The sequence below is a fragment of the Sphingobium sp. DN12 genome (assembly GCF_051058005.1).
Lineage (GTDB): Bacteria > Pseudomonadota > Alphaproteobacteria > Sphingomonadales > Sphingomonadaceae > Sphingobium > Sphingobium yanoikuyae.
This window is the reverse complement of record NZ_CP173717.1, coordinates 3937217-3955926: the sequence shown is the minus strand read 5'-3', so window position 1 is coordinate 3955926 and position 18710 is coordinate 3937217. Positions and strand designations below refer to the sequence as shown.

Genomic DNA, 18710 nt, shown 5'->3' with positions numbered 1-18710 from the left:
AAAGCCGGGCGAAGAGGGCGCATAGCCGGGCGATGGTTCCCCTTTCGTTCGCAGGTCATGATTTCCTGGCTTTGCCGGAGGCGGCGTTGTTCTGGCCGGCGCAGGGCGCGCTGCTGGTGGCCGACCTGCATTTCGAGAAGGCGAGCTGGTATGCGCGCTTCGGCCAGTTCCTGCCGCCGCATGACAGCGCGGCGACGCTGGACATGATCGAGGCGCTGGTGGCGCGCACCGGCGCGCGGGCGATCTGGTCGCTGGGCGACAGTTTTCATGATGCCGATGGCGCGGCGCGGCTGGACCCGCGGGCGCGGGCGCGATTGCAGGGGCTGACCGAACGGCTCGACTGGCTGTGGATAACCGGCAATCATGACGTCGGCGTGGCGCAGATGCCGGGCGGACGCCGCGCGGTAGAGGCGGAGGTGGACGGCGTCTGGCTGCGACATGAAGCAGACCCGGCCGACCCCCGACCGGAGATATCGGGCCATTTCCACCCCAAGCTGCGCCTGTCGCTGCGCGGCCGGCATGTATCGCGCCGCTGCTTCGTCGGATCGCCGACCAAGCTGATCCTGCCGGCGCTGGGTGCGCTGACGGGCGGGCTGGATGCAGGCCATGGCGAGATACAAAAGGCCGTCGGGCCGGGTGCAATGGCGTTGATACCCGTTTCCGACCGATTGCTGCGCTTTCCGCTGACGTAAGCAAACGCTACGGAAACCGGGCGTTAAATTGTTGCTGCTAGGCAACAGGGCCATGCAGCCATCATCACGCAACTGCGGAAAAAGCCCGGAATCACGCGATATATTGCGTTATTCCGACTGTGGCAGCATAATCGCGCATAGTCCCGACCCGGCAAAAAGCCAGGCGGGCCAGGAGAGGATGCACATCATGATGCACAAGAGCCTTTGGCTGCTGTCCGCCGGTGCTGTCGCGCTGGTGGGCGCCATACCGCTTGCCCATGCCCAGGATGCCGCGCCGCAGGCGGCGGTGGACACCGAAAGCGTCGACATCATCGTCACCGCGACCCGCCGCGCCAGTCCGCTGTCCGACGTGCCGATCGCGGTGTCGGCGGTCGGCCAGCAGGCGATGCAGAATAGCGGCGCCAATGATATTCGCGCGCTCAACCAGCTGGCGCCGTCCCTGCTGGTCTCTTCGACCGGGACGGAGGCCAATGGTTCGGCCCGTATTCGCGGCATCGGCACGGTCGGCGACAATCCCGGCCTGGAAAGCTCGGTCGCGGTGTTCATCGACGGCGTCTATCGTTCGCGCACCGGCGCGGGCCTCAATGATCTGGGCGAGATCGAGCGGGTCGAGGTGCTGCGCGGGCCGCAGGGTACGTTGTTCGGCCGCAATGCGTCGGCCGGCCTGATCAACATCGTCAGCAAGGCGCCGGAATTCACCCTGGGTGGCATGGCTGAGGCGACCTACGGCAATTATGATTATTGGCGCCTGGCCGGGCGCATCACCGGCCCGATCGCCAAGGGGATTGCGCTGAGCCTGGACGGTGTCTGGTCCAAGCGCGACGGTTTCTACGATCTGGTCGATACCAGCGGCAACAAGGTCGGCGACACCAATGATCGCGACCGCTATTTCCTGCGCGGTCAGGCACTGATCGAACCCAATGATGCCCTGTCGATCCGGCTGATCGGCGATTATACCAATCGCGACGAAAGCTGCTGCGGCGCGGCCTATGTCGAGACGCGCGAACGGCGGCCGGCGACCGGCGGCGGCTATAGCACGGCGCCGTTCAACCGCATCGGCGCGATCCTGGCCGGGCAGGGCAGCGTCTTCCCCGCCGATCCCTATGATCGCGAGCTGACCATCACCGAAGGGCGCGACTATGTCAGCAAGCTCAAGGATTGGGGCGTGTCGGGCGAGATCAACTATGATCTGGGCGGCGCGAAACTGACCAGCATCACCGCCTATCGCGACTATAAATCCCGCGACTATGGCGATTATGACTATTCGGGCGCCGACCTTCTCTATCGCGATCCCAACACCTATCGCCAGTTCAAGACCTTCACCCAGGAATTGCGGGCGCAGGGTTCGGCCTTCAACGAGGCGCTCGACTGGCTGGTGGGCGGCTATTACGCCAATGAGAAGCTGACGCTGGAAGATAATATCCGCTTCGGCGCCGATTATGGCCGCTTTGCTGCCTGCCGCCTGATGGCGGGCGCGGGCGTCAACAGCAACTTCACCGCAGCACAACTGGCGGCCTGCGGCAGCGGTCTTGCCACGTCGGCGCTGATCGGCGGCACGCAGGCGAACCTCAACGCCGGCCTGACCGCCGCGCTGATCAATGCCGGGTTGCCGGCCGGCGTCGCGGCGGCGCAGGCGGGGGCGATCTCCACCGGCCTTGGCAACGGCCTGCGCGCGCTGGCGGCGATCCCGGAAGGCACTGGTGACGTTGCCTCCATCTATCGCCAGAAGAGCGAGAATTGGGCGCTCTTCACCCATAATATCATCCACATCACCAAGCGGCTCGATCTGACCCTGGGCCTGCGCTACACCCATGAATCGAAGAAATTCTCTTCGGATTTCAATAACAACAACGCGACCTGCGCGGCGTTGCAGGCCTCTTCGCTGCCGACGCTGGCGACCAATGCGTCGCTGGGCAGTGCGGCGGCGCTGGCGGGCGGCATCCTGACGCTCGGTTGCCTCGGCAATGGCTCGACCACGCTCAATGCGCTCGACCTCAACGACAAGATCAGCGACGGCGAGTTCAGCGGCACGGCGGTGCTGTCGTGGAAGCCGATCGACGAGATGCTGGTCTATGGCAGCTATTCCAAGGGCTATAAGGCGGGTGGCTTCAACCTCGACCGCTTCCAGCTGGGATCGACCGGCCTGAACACGGTGCCGGCGGTTTATGCGCCGCGCACCAATGCCGATGTGACGAGCCTGCGCTTTGCCGCAGAGAAGGTCGATGCCTTTGAAATCGGCTTCAAATATACCCAGCCGAAATGGAGCGCGAACATCGCGGCCTTCCGCCAGGAGTTCAAGAATTTCCAGCTGAACACCTTCAACGGCACCAGCTTCGTCGTGCAGAATATCAATGGCTGTGACAGCGCCCTGTCGGCGGCGCGGACCTGCGATTCCGGCGATGTCGGGCCGGGCCTGATCAGCCAGGGCGTGGAACTGGAACTGACCGCTTCACCGGTGCGCCATTTCCGCCTGACCGGCGGCCTGACCTACGCACGGGCGAAATTCGCCAAGCGGCTGGTCGGCAGCGGCGATGGCAGCGTGCCGCTCGATCCGGCACTGTTCCTGTTGCCGGGATCGATCAACAGCAATGCGCCGCAACTGGTGACGACCGCGAGCATGGCCTGGACGCCGGATATCGGGTCGAACGGCCTGTCCGCGCTCTTCTACATCGATGGCCGCATGATGAGCGATTATAATACCGGGTCCGACCTGTTCCCGGAAAAGGCGCAGGACGGCTTTGCGGTGTTCAATGCGCGGGTCGGCCTGCGGGGCAAGGATCAGCGCTGGGCGGTCGAATTCTGGGGCCAGAATATCTTCAACCAGGATTATACCCAGGTCGCCTTCAGCAGCCCGCTCCAGTCGAGCAGCCCGGCGACATCGACCACCGGGCAGTTCGCGCAAGGGGCGCCGATGGCGAACCAACTGATCTCCGCCTATCTGGCCGAACCCCGCACCTATGGCATTACCTTGCGGGGGCGTTTCTGATCATCCCCAGGCCGCTCCGGGGAACGGGGCGGCTGACGGGGGCGCGTTCGCCGAACAGGGCGGTGCCGACGCGAATGTCGGTGGCGCCCAGCATCAGGGCGGTTTCGAAATCGCCCGACATGCCGATCGACAGGCGCGGGAGGCCCTCTTCCCGCGCCATTTTTGCGAGCAGGGCGAAATAGGGGGCGGGCTCGACATCGGCCGGGGGCACGCACATCAGGCCGAGCAAGGGGATGTCGGCGTCGCGTGCGGCGGCGATCAGCGCCGGGACATCGGCGATCGGACAGCCGCCCTTCTGTTCCTCGGCACCGATATTCACCTGGATGAAGCAGGGCAGGCGCTTGCCCGCGGCGTCCATTGCCTTGGCGAGCGCGGTCAGCAGCGAGAGGCGATCGAGCGAATGGATGACGTCGAACAGGGCGACGGCATCGGCCGCCTTGTTCGACTGCAACTGGCCGACCAGATGCAGGGTCAGATCCGAGAATTGTTCGCGCAGGGCCGGCCATTTGTCCTGGCTTTCCTGGACGCGGTTTTCGCCGAAGACGCGCTGGCCAGCGTGGATCAGCGGAAGGATCGCTTCGGCCGGCTGGGTCTTGGACACGGCGATCAGGTTGATGTCGTCGGCGCTGCGCTGGGTCAGGCGGGCGGCGCGGTCGATCTGGTCGCGCAGGGTGGCGAGGCGGGCCGCAGCTTCGGGGATGTCGGTGGTCATGGCGGCTGCTATAGGCGATGGCCATGCACGCCCGCCACCGCAAAAAGCTGCCCGGCCTCTGGCTGATGACCGATGAGCGGGTGGAGGATGCGTCATTGCTGGCGGCGGCGGCGCGTCTGCCACGCGGGCGCGCGGGAATCGTCTTTCGCCATTATCGCACCGAAGCGGTGAAACGGCGCGCGCTGTTCGAGGCATTGCGGGCGATCGCGCGGCGACGGCGGCTGGTGCTGATGCTGGCGGGGGACGCGCGAACGGCCGCCGCCTGGCGCGCGGATGGCTGGCATGGGCGGGACGGGCCGAAAAATTTCCACAGACTTATCCACAGCCAGGCGGCGCATGATCGGCGGGAGCTTCAGGCGGCCGCGCGGGCGGATATGGTCTTCCTCTCGCCGCTGTTCCCGACTCGGTCGCATCCTGGTGCCGCGGCGCTGGGACGGATCGGCTTTGCGGTGCTTGCGCGGCAGGCGAAAGTCCCCGTGATCGCGCTGGGCGGGGTCAGGGTAAAGCACCGCCATATGCTGCGTGGAATCGGCGCGGCGGGCTGGGCGGCGATTGATGGACTGGCCGACCATATATGAATCCGGGTCATGGGGCCTAGCGCGGATGCGGGCCTAATAGCCTGTGGATAAGTCGGCTAGGCTGGGGGGACGCCGTCCATTTTGCGGAGACCCGACATGACCGAACCCACCGACGCGCGCCGATCCTTTGGCGATCTGGCGCCTCATCTGGCGGAAATGACTGACAAGACCCTGTTCGGCGAAGTCTGGGCCGATCCGGCACTGTCGCCGCGCGACCGCAGCCTCATCACCATCACCAGCCTCATCTCGCTCTATCGCGGCAATGAGCTGCCCTTTCACCTGCAGCGGGCGCTCGACAATGGGCTGACGCGCGCGGAGATCATCGCGACCATCACTCATCTGGCCTTCTATGCCGGTTGGCCGCCGGCGATGACCGCACTGGGGATCGCCCGCAAGCTGTTCGATGATGCGCAGGATTAAGGCAGCGATGGGCGCATTGACGCTGGCCGCCTTCATGCTGGGCGTCGGGGCCGGGCGACAGGTCAAGGCGCAGGCCGCGCCGGACAAGCCGATCGTGCGGATCGCGGAGTTGGAGATCGATCCGGCGCAAATCGAGGATTATAAGGCCTATCTGCGTGAGGAGATTGCCGCATCGGTGGCGCAGGAGCCGGGCGTGCTGTCACTGTCGGCGGTGGCGATCGCCGGAAAGCCGGCGAGCATCCGCCTGCTGGAAGTCTATGCCAGCGACGCGGCCTATCAGGCGCATCTCAAGACACCGCATTTCCTGAAATATAAGCAGGGCACTGCCGACATGGTGCAGTCATTGCGCCTGATCGAGACGGAGCCGGTCATGCTCTGCGCCAAGGGTGGCGGCAGTTACTGCTGACGCGATGGAGCGATCGGCATCAGGCGACGCCGATCATGTTCATCCCTGCCTTTTCAGGCGATCAGAATTTGAAGATGGTGCCCAGATAGACGGCCTGGTTGTCCTGGCGTTCGTCGGTCATCGGGGTCAGGCGGCCGGCAACGCTGTTGTTGTAGCGGATGCCCGCCGTCACGTTCAGGTTGCGGGTCAGCGAATAGGAGCTGGCCAGATCCAGCGAATAATCCTTGTCAGCACTCGGGTTGCGGACGGTCGCCGTCGGCTCGCGACGGCTTTCCAGCAGCACCTTGGTGCTGAAGCGATCCTTCTTGCCATCATCCAGCGAGAAATTCTTCGCATCGACCATGGTTTCGACAGGCACCGGATCCAGCGCCTTGCGGCCGGTATTTTCCGGCAGGGCGAACTTGCGCCAGCCATGCTCGCCGTTCAGGCTGAAGCTGACGGGCGCGATGTTGACCGGCACCACCGAGCGGTTGGCGGCGACGCGATCGACGTCGCTGGCGCGGACCATGACAGTGATCGAGCGCTGGCCGCTGAGCGAACCGCTGGTCGGCGTGAAGCGGAAATTCTGGCGACCGGCCGAGGCGGCAATCTTCGCATAGGCCGCAGCCAGACGCGAATCCTTGGTCGTGGGGGTGAAGGAGGAAATGCTGCCCAGCGCGCCGAGCGACACGGGGGCTTCCTCACGCATGCGGACGAGATCGGTTGCGGCGCCAAAAGCGGGCGACAGCATGAAGCCAGCGACGGCGATTGCCGAGCCTGCCAATGCCAAATGTCCCCGTTTCACGCGCATGATTCGAATCTCTTCCCCACCGGTTATTTTTCAAGACGCATTAGACACCAAAAAGCGCCATTGACCAGAGGCGCTATCCGCTTTTTGTCTGAGCTGTTGCACAGAGCACACAGACTCCGAGGACGGGTTGCGACGATCCGTGGCGTGTCGGACCCGCGCGCCCCCTTGCCCAATGGCGCGCGTCGACTATAGAAGCGGGGCGTTTTTCGTCTTTTTCAAGCTAGGACATGCCTGATGGTCCGTCGCCTTCCCGTTACCCTTTCCTCCGGTCTTCTGCTGGCTGCGCTCCTGCCGCTCGCCGCATGCGGGGGCGGCGCGAAGGAACGGCCCAAGGCCGATCTGGCCGCGTCGAAGGTCACCACCATCGGCGTCAACGCCTATCTGTGGCGCGCCAGCCTGGACACGCTGTCCTTCATGCCGATGGTGCAGACCGATTCCAACGGCGGCGTCATCGTCACCGACTGGTATACCAATCCCAACACGCCGAGTGAACGGATGAAGGTCACCGTGTCGATCCTGGATCAGGATCTGCGGGCCGACGCGCTGCGCGTGGCCGCCAGCCGCCAGGTCAACCAGAATGGCCAGTGGGTCGATGCTCCGGTGCAGGCCGCGACGGTGCAGAAGCTGGAAGAGATCATCCTGACCAAGGCGCGCGACCTGCGCCGCATGGCGATCGGCTGAACCACCCCTTTCGGGCGCGACCGATACGGTAACGCCCTGTTTTCAAACCATCGGGGCTGGGCTTTCACAGAGCCCAGCCCGCTTGCATTTGTAAGGACATGACATGCAAAGGCGCTTCAACCCGCTGGAGGCCGACGCCCGCTGGCAGGCCGTCTGGGACGAGAAGCAGAGCTTCAAGGCGGACGATGCCTCGACGAAGCCGCGCAGCTACGTGCTGGAGATGTTCCCCTATCCGTCGGGGCGCATCCATATCGGTCATGTCCGCAACTACTCGATGGGCGACGTGCTGGCGCGCTTCCGCCGGATGACCGGCCATGAAGTGCTGCATCCGATGGGCTGGGACGCGTTCGGCATGCCGGCCGAAAATGCGGCGATGGAAAAGAAGGTGCATCCGGGCGAATGGACCCGGTCCAACATCGCCAATATGCGCGCGCAGTTGAAGAAGCTGGGCTTCGCGATCGACTGGAGCCGCGAACTCGCCACCTGCGAGCCGGATTATTATGGCCATGAACAGGCGCTGTTCCTGGACATGCTGGAATCAGGCCTGGTCTATCGCAAGGAAAGCCAGGTCAACTGGGATCCGGTCGACATGACCGTGCTGGCGAACGAGCAGGTGATCGACGGGCGCGGCTGGCGCTCGGGCGCGCTGGTCGAGAAGCGCAAGCTCAACCAGTGGTTCCTCAAGATCACCCAGTTTGCCGACGATCTGCTGGAGGGCCTCCAGACGCTCGACCAGTGGCCCGACAAGGTGCGCCTGATGCAGGAAAACTGGATCGGCAAGTCGGTCGGCCTGCAGTTCAGCTTCAAGCCGGTCGCGCCGTTCGACAGCGAGATCGAGGTCTATTCGACCCGCCCCGACACCATCTTCGGCGCCAGTTTCGTCGCGATCGCGGCCGACCATCCGGTCGCGCAGGCCGTCGCCGCGAACAACCCCGATGCCGTTGCCTTCATCGAGAAGTGCAAGGAAGGCGGCACCACCGCCGCCGAGTTGGAAACGGCGGAGAAGCTGGGCTTCGACACCGGCCTGACGGTCGCGCATCCGTTCGATCCGGAATGGCACCTGCCCGTCTTCATCGCCAATTTCGTGCTGATGGACTATGGCACCGGGGCCGTCATGGGTGTGCCCGCACATGACCAGCGCGACCTCGACTTCGCGCGCAAATATATGCTGCCGGTCGAGCGCGTCGTCGCATTGGATGGCGAAGCCGACAAGCCGATCCATGACGAGGCCTATACCGGCCCCGGCCATCTGGTGAATTCGCGCTTCCTGGACGGCATGGCGGTCGAAGCCGCCAAGGCCGCCGTCATCGCGCGCGCCGAGGGTGAAGGCTGGGGCGCGGGCAAGACCGTGTTCCGCCTGCGCGACTGGGGCGTGTCGCGCCAGCGTTATTGGGGCACCCCGATCCCGGTCATCCATTGCGATGATTGCGGCGTGGTGGGCGTGCCCAAGGACCAGCTGCCGGTGAAGCTGCCCGAGGATGTGACCTTCGACATTCCCGGCAATCCGCTGGATCGTCACCCGAGCTGGAAGCATGTCGATTGCCCGTCCTGCGGCAAGGCAGCGCGGCGCGAGACCGACACGCTCGACACCTTCGCGGATTCGAGCTGGTATTTCATCCGCTTTGCCAGCCAGCCCGACGACAAGCCGTTCGATCGTGCGACCGTCGAGCAGTGGTTGCCGGTCGGCCAGTATATTGGCGGCGTGGAACATGCGATCCTGCATCTTCTCTATGCCCGTTTCTGGACCCGTGCGCTGCAGCATATGGGCCAGCTCGGCTTTGCCGAGCCCTTCACCGGCCTGTTCACCCAGGGCATGGTGACGCACGAGACCTACAAGGCTGGCGATGGCAGCTGGCTGTCGCCGCAGGAAATCAAGAAGTCGGGCGACGACTATATCCATATCGAGAGCGGCGCGCCGGTCACGGTCGGCCGCGTCGAGAAGATGTCCAAGTCGAAGAAGAATGTCGTCGATCCCGATGACATCATCGAGCAGTACGGCGCCGACGCCGTACGCTGGTTCATGCTGTCGGATAGCCCGCCCGAGCGCGACCTGCCCTGGACCGAGGCCGGCATCGAGGGCAGCTGGCGCTTCGTCAACCGCGTCTGGCGCCTGTTCGGCGAAGCCGATGCGGCGGCGGAAGGTCAGGACAAGGCGCTCGACCGCAAGCTGCACCAGACGATCGACGGCGTCGCCAAGGATATCGAGGCGCTGGGCTTCAACAAGGCCGTCGCCAAGATCTATGAGCTGGTGAACGCGATCGAGAAGGCCAAGCCGTCGGCCAGCCGCACCGCGGCGATCCGCGCGCTGGCGCTGCTGGTGGCGCCGATGACCCCGCATCTGGCCGAAGAGGGCTGGGCCGAGATGGCGCAGCCGGGCCTGATCGCCGAAGCCGCCTGGCCGGCGGTCGATCCGGCACTGCTGGTCGAGGATGAAGTGACCATCGCCTGCCAGGTGATGGGCAAGCTGCGCGACACCATCACCGTGCCCAAGGGCACGCCCAAGGATGAACTGGAAAAGCTGGCACTGGCCGCGCCGAACGTCGTTCGCACGCTGGATGGCGCCACCCCCAAGAAGGTGATCGTGGTGCCCGATCGTCTGGTCAATCTGGTCATCTGACCTGTGCCCGTCACCCCGACCTTTGGTTCGACAAGGGCGGGGTGACGGGATAAGGATCATGCCCATGAAGCGCATCCTTCCCCTCGTCGCCCTCACTCTTCTTACCGCCTGCGGGCTGCGCCCGGTCTATGGTGGCGGCAGCCATGGCGCGGTGGCGCAGGGGCTGGGCCATGTCGAGGTGCAGGATATTGCGGGCAAGGGCGGCTGGCTGATGCGCAACGCGCTCAACGACCGGCTTGGCGCGATCAGCAATGGTTCCGGCCCCAGCTACAAGCTGGTGGTGAAGCTGGACGACCAGATTAGCGGTTTCGGTCTGCGGTCCGACGCGGCCATCACCCGTGAGCGGCGCACGCTGCGGGCGCGCTATCAGCTGATCGATGAAGCGACCGGCGCGCAGGTGCTGGACGACAGCGCCGGGTCGGACGCCGGCATCAACGCGACGTCGAGCGAATATGCGACGATCGCGGCCGAAGACACCGCGCTGGAGCGGCTGTCGGAGATCGTCGCCGACCAGATCGTCACCCGTCTGGCGCTGTATGCGACGCGCAAGGAAGGCGCCCAGGCGGCGCCATCGCCGGCCCCGTCGTCGGCGGCGTCGACCGGCCAGTGAAAGCCAATCGCGGCCAGATAGAAAAGGCGCTCGACGCGCCGCCGTCGGATATCCGCTTCTTCCTGCTCTATGGTCCTGACGAGGCAGGCAGCACCGCGCTCGCCAGGCGGCTGGAGCGGGCGATGGGGCCGGGGGCCGAGCGGGTCGACCTGGACGTGGCCACGCTGCGCGAGGATCCGGCACGGCTGGCCGACGAGGCTGCGTCCTTCTCCATGTTCGGCGACAAGCGCTGGGTGCGGATCAACGGCATGGGCGATGAATCGCTGCCGGCGGTGACGGCGTTGCTGGAGGCGGAGGCGGCGGGCAATCCGGTGATCGCGATCGCCGGTGCGCTCAAGGCGACGTCGAAGCTGGTCAAGCTGGCGCTCGACCATAAGGGCTGCATGGCCTTCATCTCCTATCAGCCCGATGCCCGCGAGGCGGAGCAGATCGCGATGGCGACCGCGCGCGAGAACGGCCTGCGCCTGCCGCAGGAACTGGCGCGCCGCATCGTCGACCTGGCCAATGGCGACCGGGCGCTGATGGGAATCGAGATCGAGAAGCTGGTCCTCTATCTCGACGCCGCGCCGGAACAGCCGCGCGAGGCGACGGCGGAGGCGCTGGACGCGCTGTCGGCCGACAATCCCGATTCCGATGCCGCGCCGCTGGTCAATGCGGTGCTGGGCGGCGACCTCAGGGCGATGCACAAGGAACTCAACAATCTGGCGGAGATCGGCGCGGCCATGGCGTCGGTAATCCGGCCGCTGCTGACCCGCGCCATGCTGATCGCCAATATCCGCGCGGATTTCGACAGCAGCGGGCGGCTGGAGGCGGCGGTGGAATCGGCCGGCAAGGCGGTCTTCTGGAAGGAGAAGGGGCTTGTCACCCGCCAGGTGCGGCTGTGGGACGCGACCGGCATCGCCCGCGTCATCCAGCGTCTGGCCCAGGCCGAACGCTCCAGCCGCGGCGGCAAGGGGCTGGGCGACCTGCTGGTGCGGCATGAACTGCTGGCGATCGCCCGACAGGCGGCGCGCGAGCGGGCCTGATCGCGGACTTGATAAGGGCTTCGGCGGACGCCATATTGCGGCCATGGAAAAGCTGGACCTGAGCGAAGCCGAATGGCGTGCGCGCCTTTCCCCCGAACAATATCATGTGCTGCGCGAAGCGGGCACCGAACGGGCCTTCACCGGCAAATATAACAGCAACAAGGCTGACGGCGTCTATTATTGCGCCGGTTGCGGCGCCGAGCTGTTCGATGCCGAGGAAAAATATGACAGCGGGTCGGGCTGGCCCAGCTTCACCGCGCCGGTCGATATCGACGCGGTCGAGGAAATTCGCGACGCCAGCCATGGCATGATCCGCACCGAGGTGCGCTGTGCCACCTGCGAGGGCCATCTGGGCCATGTCTTCCCTGACGGCCCCGGCGTCAACGGCCTGCGTTACTGCATGAACAGCGCGTCGCTGGATTTCAAGTCGCGCGACGACGCGGAATAAGAACGACAGAGGGACGGACCGCTGCGGAGCGGGGGCAGTATGTCCTGCCCGCCCCGGCTTGTTCGGACCTCCACCGATAATATTCATCGCGGGTAAAGCCGCATCATCCTTACAGACCGGGGAGTTTTCCGGACGAGCGCCCTGATTTGCGCTGGTCCGGGCCGGTAATAGCGCGTATCCGGGGCGGCAAATGGCACGATCTGACAAGAGCAAGAAGGCGCCGGGCAAGGCGAAGAAATGGCTGGTGCGCGGGCTCAAGATCGGTCTGGTCGGCGCCTTTGCCGGTCTGGTCGCGATCGGCGTGGCCGTGTTCATCGCGATGCAGTCGCTGCCTGACTATAACAGCCTCAAATCCTCCCCCAATGGCCAGATGATCCGCGTCCATGCGGCGGACGGATCGGTCATCGTCTCCCTGGGGCCGAGCTTCGGCCGCTGGCTGAGCTATGACCAGATCCCCTCGGTCATGGTTGATGCGATGGTGTCGACCGAGGATCGCCGTTTCTACATGCACCCCGGCGTCGACCCGGTCGGCATGGCACGCGCGGCCTGGGTCGCGCTGGAACGGCGGGGCAGCGGCCGGCGCTGGCAGGGGGCGTCGACCATCACCCAGCAGGTCGCGCGCAACATCTTCCTCAACAACAGCTATAGCTGGGGCCGCAAGGTCCGCGAGATGGTGCTGGCGATGGCGCTGGAGCGCAAATTCTCCAAGCAGCAGATCCTGGAACTCTATCTCAACAAGGTTTATTTCGGCGGCGGGGCCTATGGCATCGATGCTGCCAGCCGCAAATTCTTCGGCCATCCCGCGCAGAGCCTGGACCTGCCCGAGGCGGCGATCATCGCCGGCCTGGTGAAGGCGCCGTCCAGCTATTCCCCCACCGCCGATGCCGAGGCCGCGATCGGCCGCGCCGGCGTGGTGCTCGACCTGATGCAGGAAAATGGCAAGATCAGCGCAACCGATCATGCCAATGCCAATCTGGACGGCGTGCGCATGGCGCCCGAGCCGCCGCAGAACAGCGTGCGCTATTTCACCGACTGGGCGCTGCCGCAGCTCGACACGCTGATCGACGAGCCCAATGAGCCGCTGGAAGTCTATACGACCATCGACCTTGGCATGCAGAATGCCGCGACCGCTGCGGTGAAGGCAAATGTGTCGAACGGCATGCAGGGCGCGCTGGTCAGCCTGGATCGCGATGGCGCGGTGCGCGCCATGGTCGGCGGGCTCGACTATGTGACGTCCAACTACAACCGCGCGACGACCGCCGTGCGTCAGCCCGGTTCGGCCTGGAAGATCTTCGTATACATGGCGGCGCTGGAGGCAGGCTATACGCCCGATACCGGCGTTACCGACGAGCCGGTGACGATCAATGGCTGGAGCCCGCGCAACAGCAATGGCCGCTTTGCCGGCGCGATCGATATCCGCACGGCCTTTGCCTATTCGATCAACACGGTCGCGGCGAAGCTGGGCGTGGAGGTCGGCTTCCCGACTGTCGCCGACATGGCGCGCCGCTTCGGCATCACCACGCCGATCAACACCCACCCCTCGATGGTGCTGGGCACGTCGGACGTGCGGCTGATCGACATGACCCGCGCCTTCGCCTCGATCGCGCGCAAGGGCGTGGCGGTCACCCCCTATGGCATCACCAAGGTGACGACCGCCGATGGACGGATGCTCTACCAGCATCAGGATGACACCAGCCGCGTGCTGGTGGCGCCCTGGGTCGCGGCGGGCATGACCGACCTGATGCAGACGGCGGTCAGCACCGGCACCGGCAGGGCGGCGCAGATCGGTCGCCCGGTCGCGGGCAAGACCGGCACCACCAACAGCGGCAAGGATGGCTGGTTCCTGGGCTTTTCCAGCGGCATCACCACCGGCGTCTGGGTCGGCCGCGATGACGCCAAGGCGGTGCCTTCACTCTATGGCGGTCGCGCGCCGGCCCACGCCTTCGCCGATTATATGAAGGTCGCCGTCGCCAAGCGGCCGGTGGAGCAGTTCGAGACCCAGGTCACCCTGCCCGAATGGCAGCTGGAGCCGGACGAGGAGGCCTATTACGGCCAGCCGGACAACGGCATGGAAGGCGGCATGATGGTCGATGAAAATGGCCTGCCGATCGACCGTGCCCGGCCGGCCGGCAGCGAGGCGGAGGATGGCGAGGATATGGCCCAGCCCGATCCGGCCGATCGTCCGGCGCCGCCGCGCCTGGACCAGCAATGGATCGACAATGTGCTGGGGCGCACGCCGCGCCAGCGCCAGCCGGCCCAGCAGCAGCGACCCGACAATCCCTGATCCGGTGCCTCAGCGTCCCTGACGGGGCGCTGAGGCGGCCAGCCGGACCGGATCGAGCGCACCGGTATCGGGTAGCAGGAAATCGACCTTGCCCCGGCCGAAGTCGATCGCCACCCGGTCGAACAGCCGCAGCGCGTTCATCCCCAGCATCAGCGCCGGCTTGTCGGCCAAACCCAGCTCGGCAAAGGGGCTGGCCTCGGCAAACAGCACCGGCACGCCGGTCAGCTTGACCCGGCCCATGCGCACGAAATCCAGTCGCCCGACATCACCGGTCAGCGTGTCGCCGGTCACGCTGATGAGGCTCGCCTGCAGCAGTGCGGGCGCGCGCTTCTTGCGCACCAGCTTGTCGCGCAGCGCCAGATTGCCGACGCTGAAATTGGCGCCGGTATCCAGGATGATGTTCACCTTCATCCCGTTGACGTCGGAATCGAGCAGGATCAGCTGTCCCTTGCGCCGGCGCGCCTCGACGATGATCGCATCGGGATCGCGCGGGGGCAGGCGGCGGCTTTCGCTGATTTCCATCCGGCCGGTGCGAAAATTGAGCAGCACCCGCTTGGCATGCAGGCTGTCGAGGCCGAGCAGCCCGGCGGCGCCCAGATGCTCGCCATTCAGCACCGGCGCCTCTATATCGTCCACCGTGGTCGCGCCGAAACCGAGTCGGGGCACGGCGACGGTCGGCACCTCCGCCTTGCCGGTCATGCTGAGGATGGTGACGATCCGCCGATTGGGCAGGGCGAGCCGGTCGGCCAGGTCGCGGGCGATGACTGTGCGCTGCGAGCCGGTGTCGATCACGAAGTTCCACGGCCCCTTGCCGTCGATATTGATGGGAATGGTGACACGGTCGTCGAGCGAGGGGCCGGTGCGGACGACGGTAGGTGGTATGTCGGGATCGAGCGGGGGGCTGTCCTGCGCTGCGAGTGGCAGCGCGGTGAGCGCGCCCGTGGCGATCGCCATCAGGGCACGGAAATAACGCATTTCCTCATCCTTCCGATATTTTATGTCTTATCATATCATGGGGCAGGATATGTCGTCCATCGCCGCAGATGGGGCACCACCTGTCGAAAATCCCCGGATCGCCCATGATTTCAGGCGGAATAGGGAAATGTCCTCGCTTGACTTGAGGGCCGGGCGCTCGCTAAACGCCGACTATTCCCCTCGCCCGTCCGGCGCGAGGCTTTCCCGAGACATTGACCGGGCAAAATCTCCTTTCTTACCCGGCTATTCTATCCCTCACTCCATCGGACCGACTCGCAATGCATCTCAAGGACCTCAAGAAGACAGTTCCCGCCGACCTCGTCACCATGGCGGAAGAACTGGGCGTCGAGGGCGCATCGACCCTGCGCAAGCAGGATCTGATGTTCGCCATCCTGAAGGCCGAGGCCGAAAATGGCGCGCAGATCATGGGTGAGGGCACGATCGAGGTGCTGCCGGACGGCTTCGGCTTCCTGCGCAGCCCGGAGGCGAATTTCCTGGCCGGCCCCGACGACATCTATGTCTCGCCCAACCAGGTCCGTCGCTTCGGCCTGCGCACCGGCGACACGGTCGAGGGCGAAATCCGCGCGCCCAAGGATGGCGAGCGCTATTTCGCCCTGACCAAGCTGCTGTCGGTCAATTTCGATGATCCGGACGTTGTCCGCCATCGCGTCAATTTCGACAACCTGACCCCGCTCTATCCCGAGCAGAAGCTGCGCCTCGACACGCTGGACCCGACCATCAAGGACAAGTCGGCCCGCGTCATCGACATCGTTTCGCCGCAGGGCAAGGGCCAGCGGACCCTGATCGTCGCGCCGCCGCGCGTCGGCAAGACGGTGATGCTGCAGAACATCGCCAAGGCCATCACCGACAATCATCCCGAAGTCTTCCTGATCGTCCTGCTGATCGACGAGCGTCCGGAAGAAGTCACCGACATGCAGCGCAGCGTGAAGGGCGAGGTCGTTTCCTCGACCTTCGACGAGCCCGCCACCCGCCACGTCCAGGTCGCCGAAATGGTGATCGAAAAGGCCAAGCGCCTGGTCGAGCACAAGAAGGATGTCGTTATCCTGCTCGACTCGATCACCCGCCTCGGCCGCGCCTACAACACTGTCGTCCCCTCGTCGGGCAAGGTGCTGACCGGCGGCGTCGACGCCAACGCGCTGCAGCGCCCGAAGCGCTTCTTCGGCGCCGCGCGCAACATCGAGGAGGGCGGCTCGCTCTCGATCATCGCGACCGCGCTGATCGACACGGGCAGCCGCATGGACGAAGTCATCTTCGAAGAGTTCAAGGGCACCGGCAACTCGGAAATCGTGCTGGACCGCAAGGTTGCGGACAAGCGCATCTTCCCGGCGCTGGACGTCGGCAAGTCCGGCACCCGCAAGGAAGAGCTGCTGGTCGAGAAGCCGACGCTCAGCAAGATGTGGGTGCTGCGCCGCATCCTCATGCAGATGGGCACGGTCGACGCGATGGAATTCCTGCTCGACAAGATGAAGGATTCCAAGACCAACGAGGATTTCTTCGCGACCATGAACCAGTAAGCGCGGCGGCGGCTGCGCGGATGTGCAGCCACCCTGCCATATATTTTGCGGTGAGAGCCGGGCCATGTATATGGTCCGGCTTTCTTCATTTTCACATACAGGGACGTTAGGCCGTCATGCTCGACCTTATCGCCACCGCCGCTTCGGCCGCCCAGGGGCTCGGTTCCCCGGCGGATATCTGGCAGCATATCGTCAACGACTTCAGCAATATCGGGACGCCCAGCGCCCTGGCCGCCTTTGGCCAGGTGCTGATGATCGATATCCTGCTGGCGGGCGACAATGCGATCGTCGTCGGCGCGCTGGCCGCTGGCCTGCCGCCCAAGCAGCGCCAGCAGGTCATCCTGATCGGCATCATCGCTGCGCTGGTGCTGCGCATCGGCTTCGCGCTGGTGGTCAGCCAGCTGATGCAGATTGTCGGCCTGATCCTGGCGGGCGGCCTGCTGCTGCTATGGGTCAGCTGGAAGATGTGGCGCGAATTGCGGCCCAATGCCGGCGCGCATACGCCTGACGATCCGAGCGACGATGATGTATCGGGCGTGCGCCCGGCCAAGAGCTTTGCCGCCGCCGCCTGGTCGGTGGCGATCGCCGACGTCAGCATGAGCCTGGACAATGTGCTGGCCGTGGCCGGTGCCGCGCGGGAGCATCCCGGTATCCTGATCATCGGCCTGATCCTGTCGGTGGCGATGATGGGCATCGCGGCGAACATCATCGCCAAATATATCGAGCGCTTCCGCTGGCTGGCCTATCTGGGCCTGGCGGTGATCGTCTATGTTGCCTGCTCGATGATCTATGACGGCATCATGGACCGGTCGGTAGGCATATTGACGCTCTTCTGATCGATCTGATCGACACTATCCCAATCGGCCCGCCCACGCTCAGTCGTCGGCGGGCCTTTTCATGCCTGCGGGCCGCCAGGGGTGGCCGATCCAGCGCGCCACGGCATCGCGCAGCCCCCAGCGCAGGTTGATGCGCCGTTCGGTGATGCCGGGCAGGCTCCAAATGTCGAGCCCCACCAGCGGGCGGAAGGGGTTGCGCCGGCCATAGGCCCAGAGTTCGACGCGGGTGGAACGCTGTGCCGCTTCGCCCCGCGCATGGAAGCCGAATGTGTCGGCGATCACCAATGTGTTGGCAGGGACCGGAAACTGGCGCGGCGGGGGGAGGCCAAGACCGGCCAGTTCCGCTTCGTCGATCCGCAGCGACCCGCGCGCCGACAGGCGGCAATCGCCATCACGCGCTGTCAGGCTGCGCTGTTTCTCCCACGCTGCGCGCGCGGGGGTCAGCCGATGCGATCCGGGCACATAGGTGAAGGGGCCGCCTTCGACCGGGACGTCTTCCAGGAACAGCCAGGCCTTCATGGCCGGATAGAAGGTATCGGCATGAAGCTGGATTTGCGGGTCTGGTGGCGCATCAAGCCTATGGGTCAAGATCGACTGGATATAGAGAAGAGGTTCGATATCGAAGCTGGCGATGTACCGGGCCAGTGCCCGCCAGCGTGGTTGCCGGATAAAGCCATCCAGAGCGGGCATGGCGCGCCGTGCGATGCCATCCAGTGCGAAGCGGCGTGTGATGGTGTGGCCCTGCGCCATTTCACGTGGAACAGCCTGATAGGCGGCAATCTGTTCGCGCAGCGCGGCAAACTGCTCTGGCGGCAGGAAATCGCGGATCTCGATGAAGCCATCGCGATCAAAGGCATGGCGATCAGCGGGGGAGAGTTCCGCCGCCAGCCTGGATCGACGTCGAGCGGTCATCCGCTGGGCCAACCGGACGCGGCCGACATGGAGGCCCAGCGCGTTGAGTCGTGACGAACCGATCAGCGGATTGTCGAGAAAGGACTTGGCCCCAGTCGCCAGCTGCAGGGTCCACCATGGCAACAGGATCCACTGGACCAATCGGGGCATGTTCTTGTTCTTCCGGGACGGATGCATCTCCTGTCGGATACTGCAAATGGCGA

The 18710-nt window shown here is 65.1% G+C and carries 17 protein-coding genes; 13 read left to right on the top strand and 4 right to left on the bottom strand.

Annotated features, from left to right (window positions below; genetic code table 11):
* Positions 1-32: 32 nt before the first annotated feature.
* Positions 33-692, top strand: a complete 660-nt coding sequence (pdeM, locus tag ACI6S0_RS18735) for a ligase-associated DNA damage response endonuclease PdeM (protein WP_434403918.1) — start codon at positions 33-35, stop codon at positions 690-692.
* A 190-nt stretch (positions 693-882) separates the two neighbouring features.
* Positions 883-3678 carry a TonB-dependent receptor gene (locus tag ACI6S0_RS18730; RefSeq protein WP_434405964.1) on the top strand — a complete coding sequence of 932 codons (2796 nt, stop codon included), beginning with the start codon at positions 883-885 and terminating at the stop codon, positions 3676-3678.
* Here ACI6S0_RS18730 and ACI6S0_RS18725 read toward each other — a convergent pair.
* Positions 3656-4390, bottom strand: coding sequence for a YggS family pyridoxal phosphate-dependent enzyme (locus ACI6S0_RS18725; protein ID WP_434403917.1), 735 nt, complete (start codon positions 4388-4390; stop codon positions 3656-3658). The two genes, ACI6S0_RS18730 and ACI6S0_RS18725, sit on opposite strands and share 23 nt — an antisense overlap.
* A gap of 23 nt (positions 4391-4413) precedes the next feature.
* Here ACI6S0_RS18725 and ACI6S0_RS18720 point away from each other — a divergent pair, with 23 nt between their 5' ends.
* The 3 genes from ACI6S0_RS18720 (at position 4414) to ACI6S0_RS18710 (ending at position 5794) form a co-directional block, all read left to right on the top strand.
* Positions 4414-4968, top strand: coding sequence for a thiamine phosphate synthase (locus tag ACI6S0_RS18720; protein WP_434403916.1), 555 nt, complete (start codon positions 4414-4416; stop codon positions 4966-4968).
* Positions 4969-5064: 96 nt separating this feature from the next.
* Positions 5065-5388, top strand: coding sequence for a carboxymuconolactone decarboxylase family protein (locus ACI6S0_RS18715; RefSeq protein WP_010335771.1), 324 nt, complete (start codon positions 5065-5067; stop codon positions 5386-5388).
* A complete protein-coding gene (locus ACI6S0_RS18710; protein WP_434403915.1) occupies positions 5372-5794 on the top strand; it encodes a putative quinol monooxygenase in 423 nt (140 codons plus the stop codon). Before ACI6S0_RS18715 ends, ACI6S0_RS18710 begins: the two co-directional genes overlap by 17 nt.
* Before the next feature lie 61 nt (positions 5795-5855).
* Here ACI6S0_RS18710 and ACI6S0_RS18705 read toward each other — a convergent pair whose 3' ends face one another.
* Positions 5856-6584: a hypothetical protein gene (locus tag ACI6S0_RS18705; RefSeq protein ID WP_004209179.1), complete on the bottom strand. Its 729-nt coding sequence runs from the start codon at positions 6582-6584 to the stop codon at positions 5856-5858.
* 234 nt (positions 6585-6818) lie between these two features.
* Between ACI6S0_RS18705 and ACI6S0_RS18700 the strand changes: the two genes are divergently transcribed.
* The 6 genes from ACI6S0_RS18700 (at position 6819) to ACI6S0_RS18675 (ending at position 14249) form a co-directional block, all read left to right on the top strand.
* The gene (locus tag ACI6S0_RS18700) at positions 6819-7265 is read left to right on the top strand and encodes a DUF3576 domain-containing protein (protein ID WP_004209178.1); all 447 of its coding nucleotides are present in this window, start codon (positions 6819-6821) and stop codon (positions 7263-7265) included.
* A gap of 103 nt (positions 7266-7368) precedes the next feature.
* A complete protein-coding gene (leuS, locus tag ACI6S0_RS18695; RefSeq protein ID WP_434403914.1) occupies positions 7369-9882 on the top strand; it encodes a leucine--tRNA ligase in 2514 nt (837 codons plus the stop codon).
* Positions 9883-9946: 64 nt separating this feature from the next.
* A complete protein-coding gene (gene lptE / locus ACI6S0_RS18690) occupies positions 9947-10492 on the top strand; it encodes an LPS assembly lipoprotein LptE (protein WP_099231167.1) in 546 nt (181 codons plus the stop codon).
* Positions 10489-11517 (top strand): DNA polymerase III subunit delta, encoded by a 1029-nt coding sequence (holA, locus tag ACI6S0_RS18685; protein WP_004209175.1) that lies wholly within the window; start codon positions 10489-10491, stop codon positions 11515-11517. The genes lptE and holA overlap by 4 nt, the downstream gene beginning before the upstream one ends.
* A gap of 43 nt (positions 11518-11560) precedes the next feature.
* Complete coding sequence (gene msrB / locus ACI6S0_RS18680) at positions 11561-11965, top strand: peptide-methionine (R)-S-oxide reductase MsrB (protein WP_004209174.1); 405 nt, start codon at positions 11561-11563, stop codon at positions 11963-11965.
* Between the two features lie 190 nt (positions 11966-12155).
* A complete protein-coding gene (locus ACI6S0_RS18675) occupies positions 12156-14249 on the top strand; it encodes a transglycosylase domain-containing protein (RefSeq protein ID WP_159367659.1) in 2094 nt (697 codons plus the stop codon).
* A gap of 9 nt (positions 14250-14258) precedes the next feature.
* Here ACI6S0_RS18675 and ACI6S0_RS18670 read toward each other — a convergent pair whose 3' ends face one another.
* Positions 14259-15224 carry a retroviral-like aspartic protease family protein gene (locus ACI6S0_RS18670; RefSeq protein WP_017499460.1) on the bottom strand — a complete coding sequence of 322 codons (966 nt, stop codon included), beginning with the start codon at positions 15222-15224 and terminating at the stop codon, positions 14259-14261.
* A 278-nt stretch (positions 15225-15502) separates the two neighbouring features.
* On the opposite strand from ACI6S0_RS18670, the gene rho reads away from it, so the two are divergent.
* Together rho and ACI6S0_RS18660 are read left to right on the top strand one after the other, a co-directional pair.
* Positions 15503-16759, top strand: coding sequence for a transcription termination factor Rho (gene rho / locus ACI6S0_RS18665; RefSeq protein WP_004209171.1), 1257 nt, complete (start codon positions 15503-15505; stop codon positions 16757-16759).
* Positions 16760-16875: 116 nt separating this feature from the next.
* Complete coding sequence (locus ACI6S0_RS18660; protein WP_004209170.1) at positions 16876-17595, top strand: YjbE family putative metal transport protein; 720 nt, start codon at positions 16876-16878, stop codon at positions 17593-17595.
* A gap of 39 nt (positions 17596-17634) precedes the next feature.
* Here ACI6S0_RS18660 and ACI6S0_RS18655 read toward each other — a convergent pair whose 3' ends face one another.
* Positions 17635-18657, bottom strand: a complete 1023-nt coding sequence (locus tag ACI6S0_RS18655) for a phytanoyl-CoA dioxygenase family protein (RefSeq protein ID WP_434403912.1) — start codon at positions 18655-18657, stop codon at positions 17635-17637.
* Between the last annotated feature and the right edge of the window lie 53 nt (positions 18658-18710).

Coding starts and splice junctions, on each gene's coding strand:
- leuS (WP_434403914.1), top strand. CDS start 7,369: ATGCAAAGGCGCTTCAACCCGCTGGAGGCCGACGCCCGCTGGCAGGCC.
- ACI6S0_RS18730 (WP_434405964.1), top strand. CDS start 883: ATGCACAAGAGCCTTTGGCTGCTGTCCGCCGGTGCTGTCGCGCTGGTG.
- ACI6S0_RS18710 (WP_434403915.1), top strand. CDS start 5,372: ATGATGCGCAGGATTAAGGCAGCGATGGGCGCATTGACGCTGGCCGCC.
- ACI6S0_RS18675 (WP_159367659.1), top strand. CDS start 12,156: ATGGCACGATCTGACAAGAGCAAGAAGGCGCCGGGCAAGGCGAAGAAA.
- rho (WP_004209171.1), top strand. CDS start 15,503: ATGCATCTCAAGGACCTCAAGAAGACAGTTCCCGCCGACCTCGTCACC.
- ACI6S0_RS18670 (WP_017499460.1), bottom strand. CDS start 15,224: ATGCGTTATTTCCGTGCCCTGATGGCGATCGCCACGGGCGCGCTCACC.
- ACI6S0_RS18715 (WP_010335771.1), top strand. CDS start 5,065: ATGACCGAACCCACCGACGCGCGCCGATCCTTTGGCGATCTGGCGCCT.
- ACI6S0_RS18660 (WP_004209170.1), top strand. CDS start 16,876: ATGCTCGACCTTATCGCCACCGCCGCTTCGGCCGCCCAGGGGCTCGGT.
- ACI6S0_RS18655 (WP_434403912.1), bottom strand. CDS start 18,657: ATGCCCCGATTGGTCCAGTGGATCCTGTTGCCATGGTGGACCCTGCAG.
- ACI6S0_RS18725 (WP_434403917.1), bottom strand. CDS start 4,390: ATGACCACCGACATCCCCGAAGCTGCGGCCCGCCTCGCCACCCTGCGC.
- lptE (WP_099231167.1), top strand. CDS start 9,947: ATGAAGCGCATCCTTCCCCTCGTCGCCCTCACTCTTCTTACCGCCTGC.
- ACI6S0_RS18705 (WP_004209179.1), bottom strand. CDS start 6,584: ATGCGCGTGAAACGGGGACATTTGGCATTGGCAGGCTCGGCAATCGCC.
- ACI6S0_RS18700 (WP_004209178.1), top strand. CDS start 6,819: ATGGTCCGTCGCCTTCCCGTTACCCTTTCCTCCGGTCTTCTGCTGGCT.
- pdeM (WP_434403918.1), top strand. CDS start 33: ATGGTTCCCCTTTCGTTCGCAGGTCATGATTTCCTGGCTTTGCCGGAG.
- ACI6S0_RS18720 (WP_434403916.1), top strand. CDS start 4,414: ATGCACGCCCGCCACCGCAAAAAGCTGCCCGGCCTCTGGCTGATGACC.
- msrB (WP_004209174.1), top strand. CDS start 11,561: ATGGAAAAGCTGGACCTGAGCGAAGCCGAATGGCGTGCGCGCCTTTCC.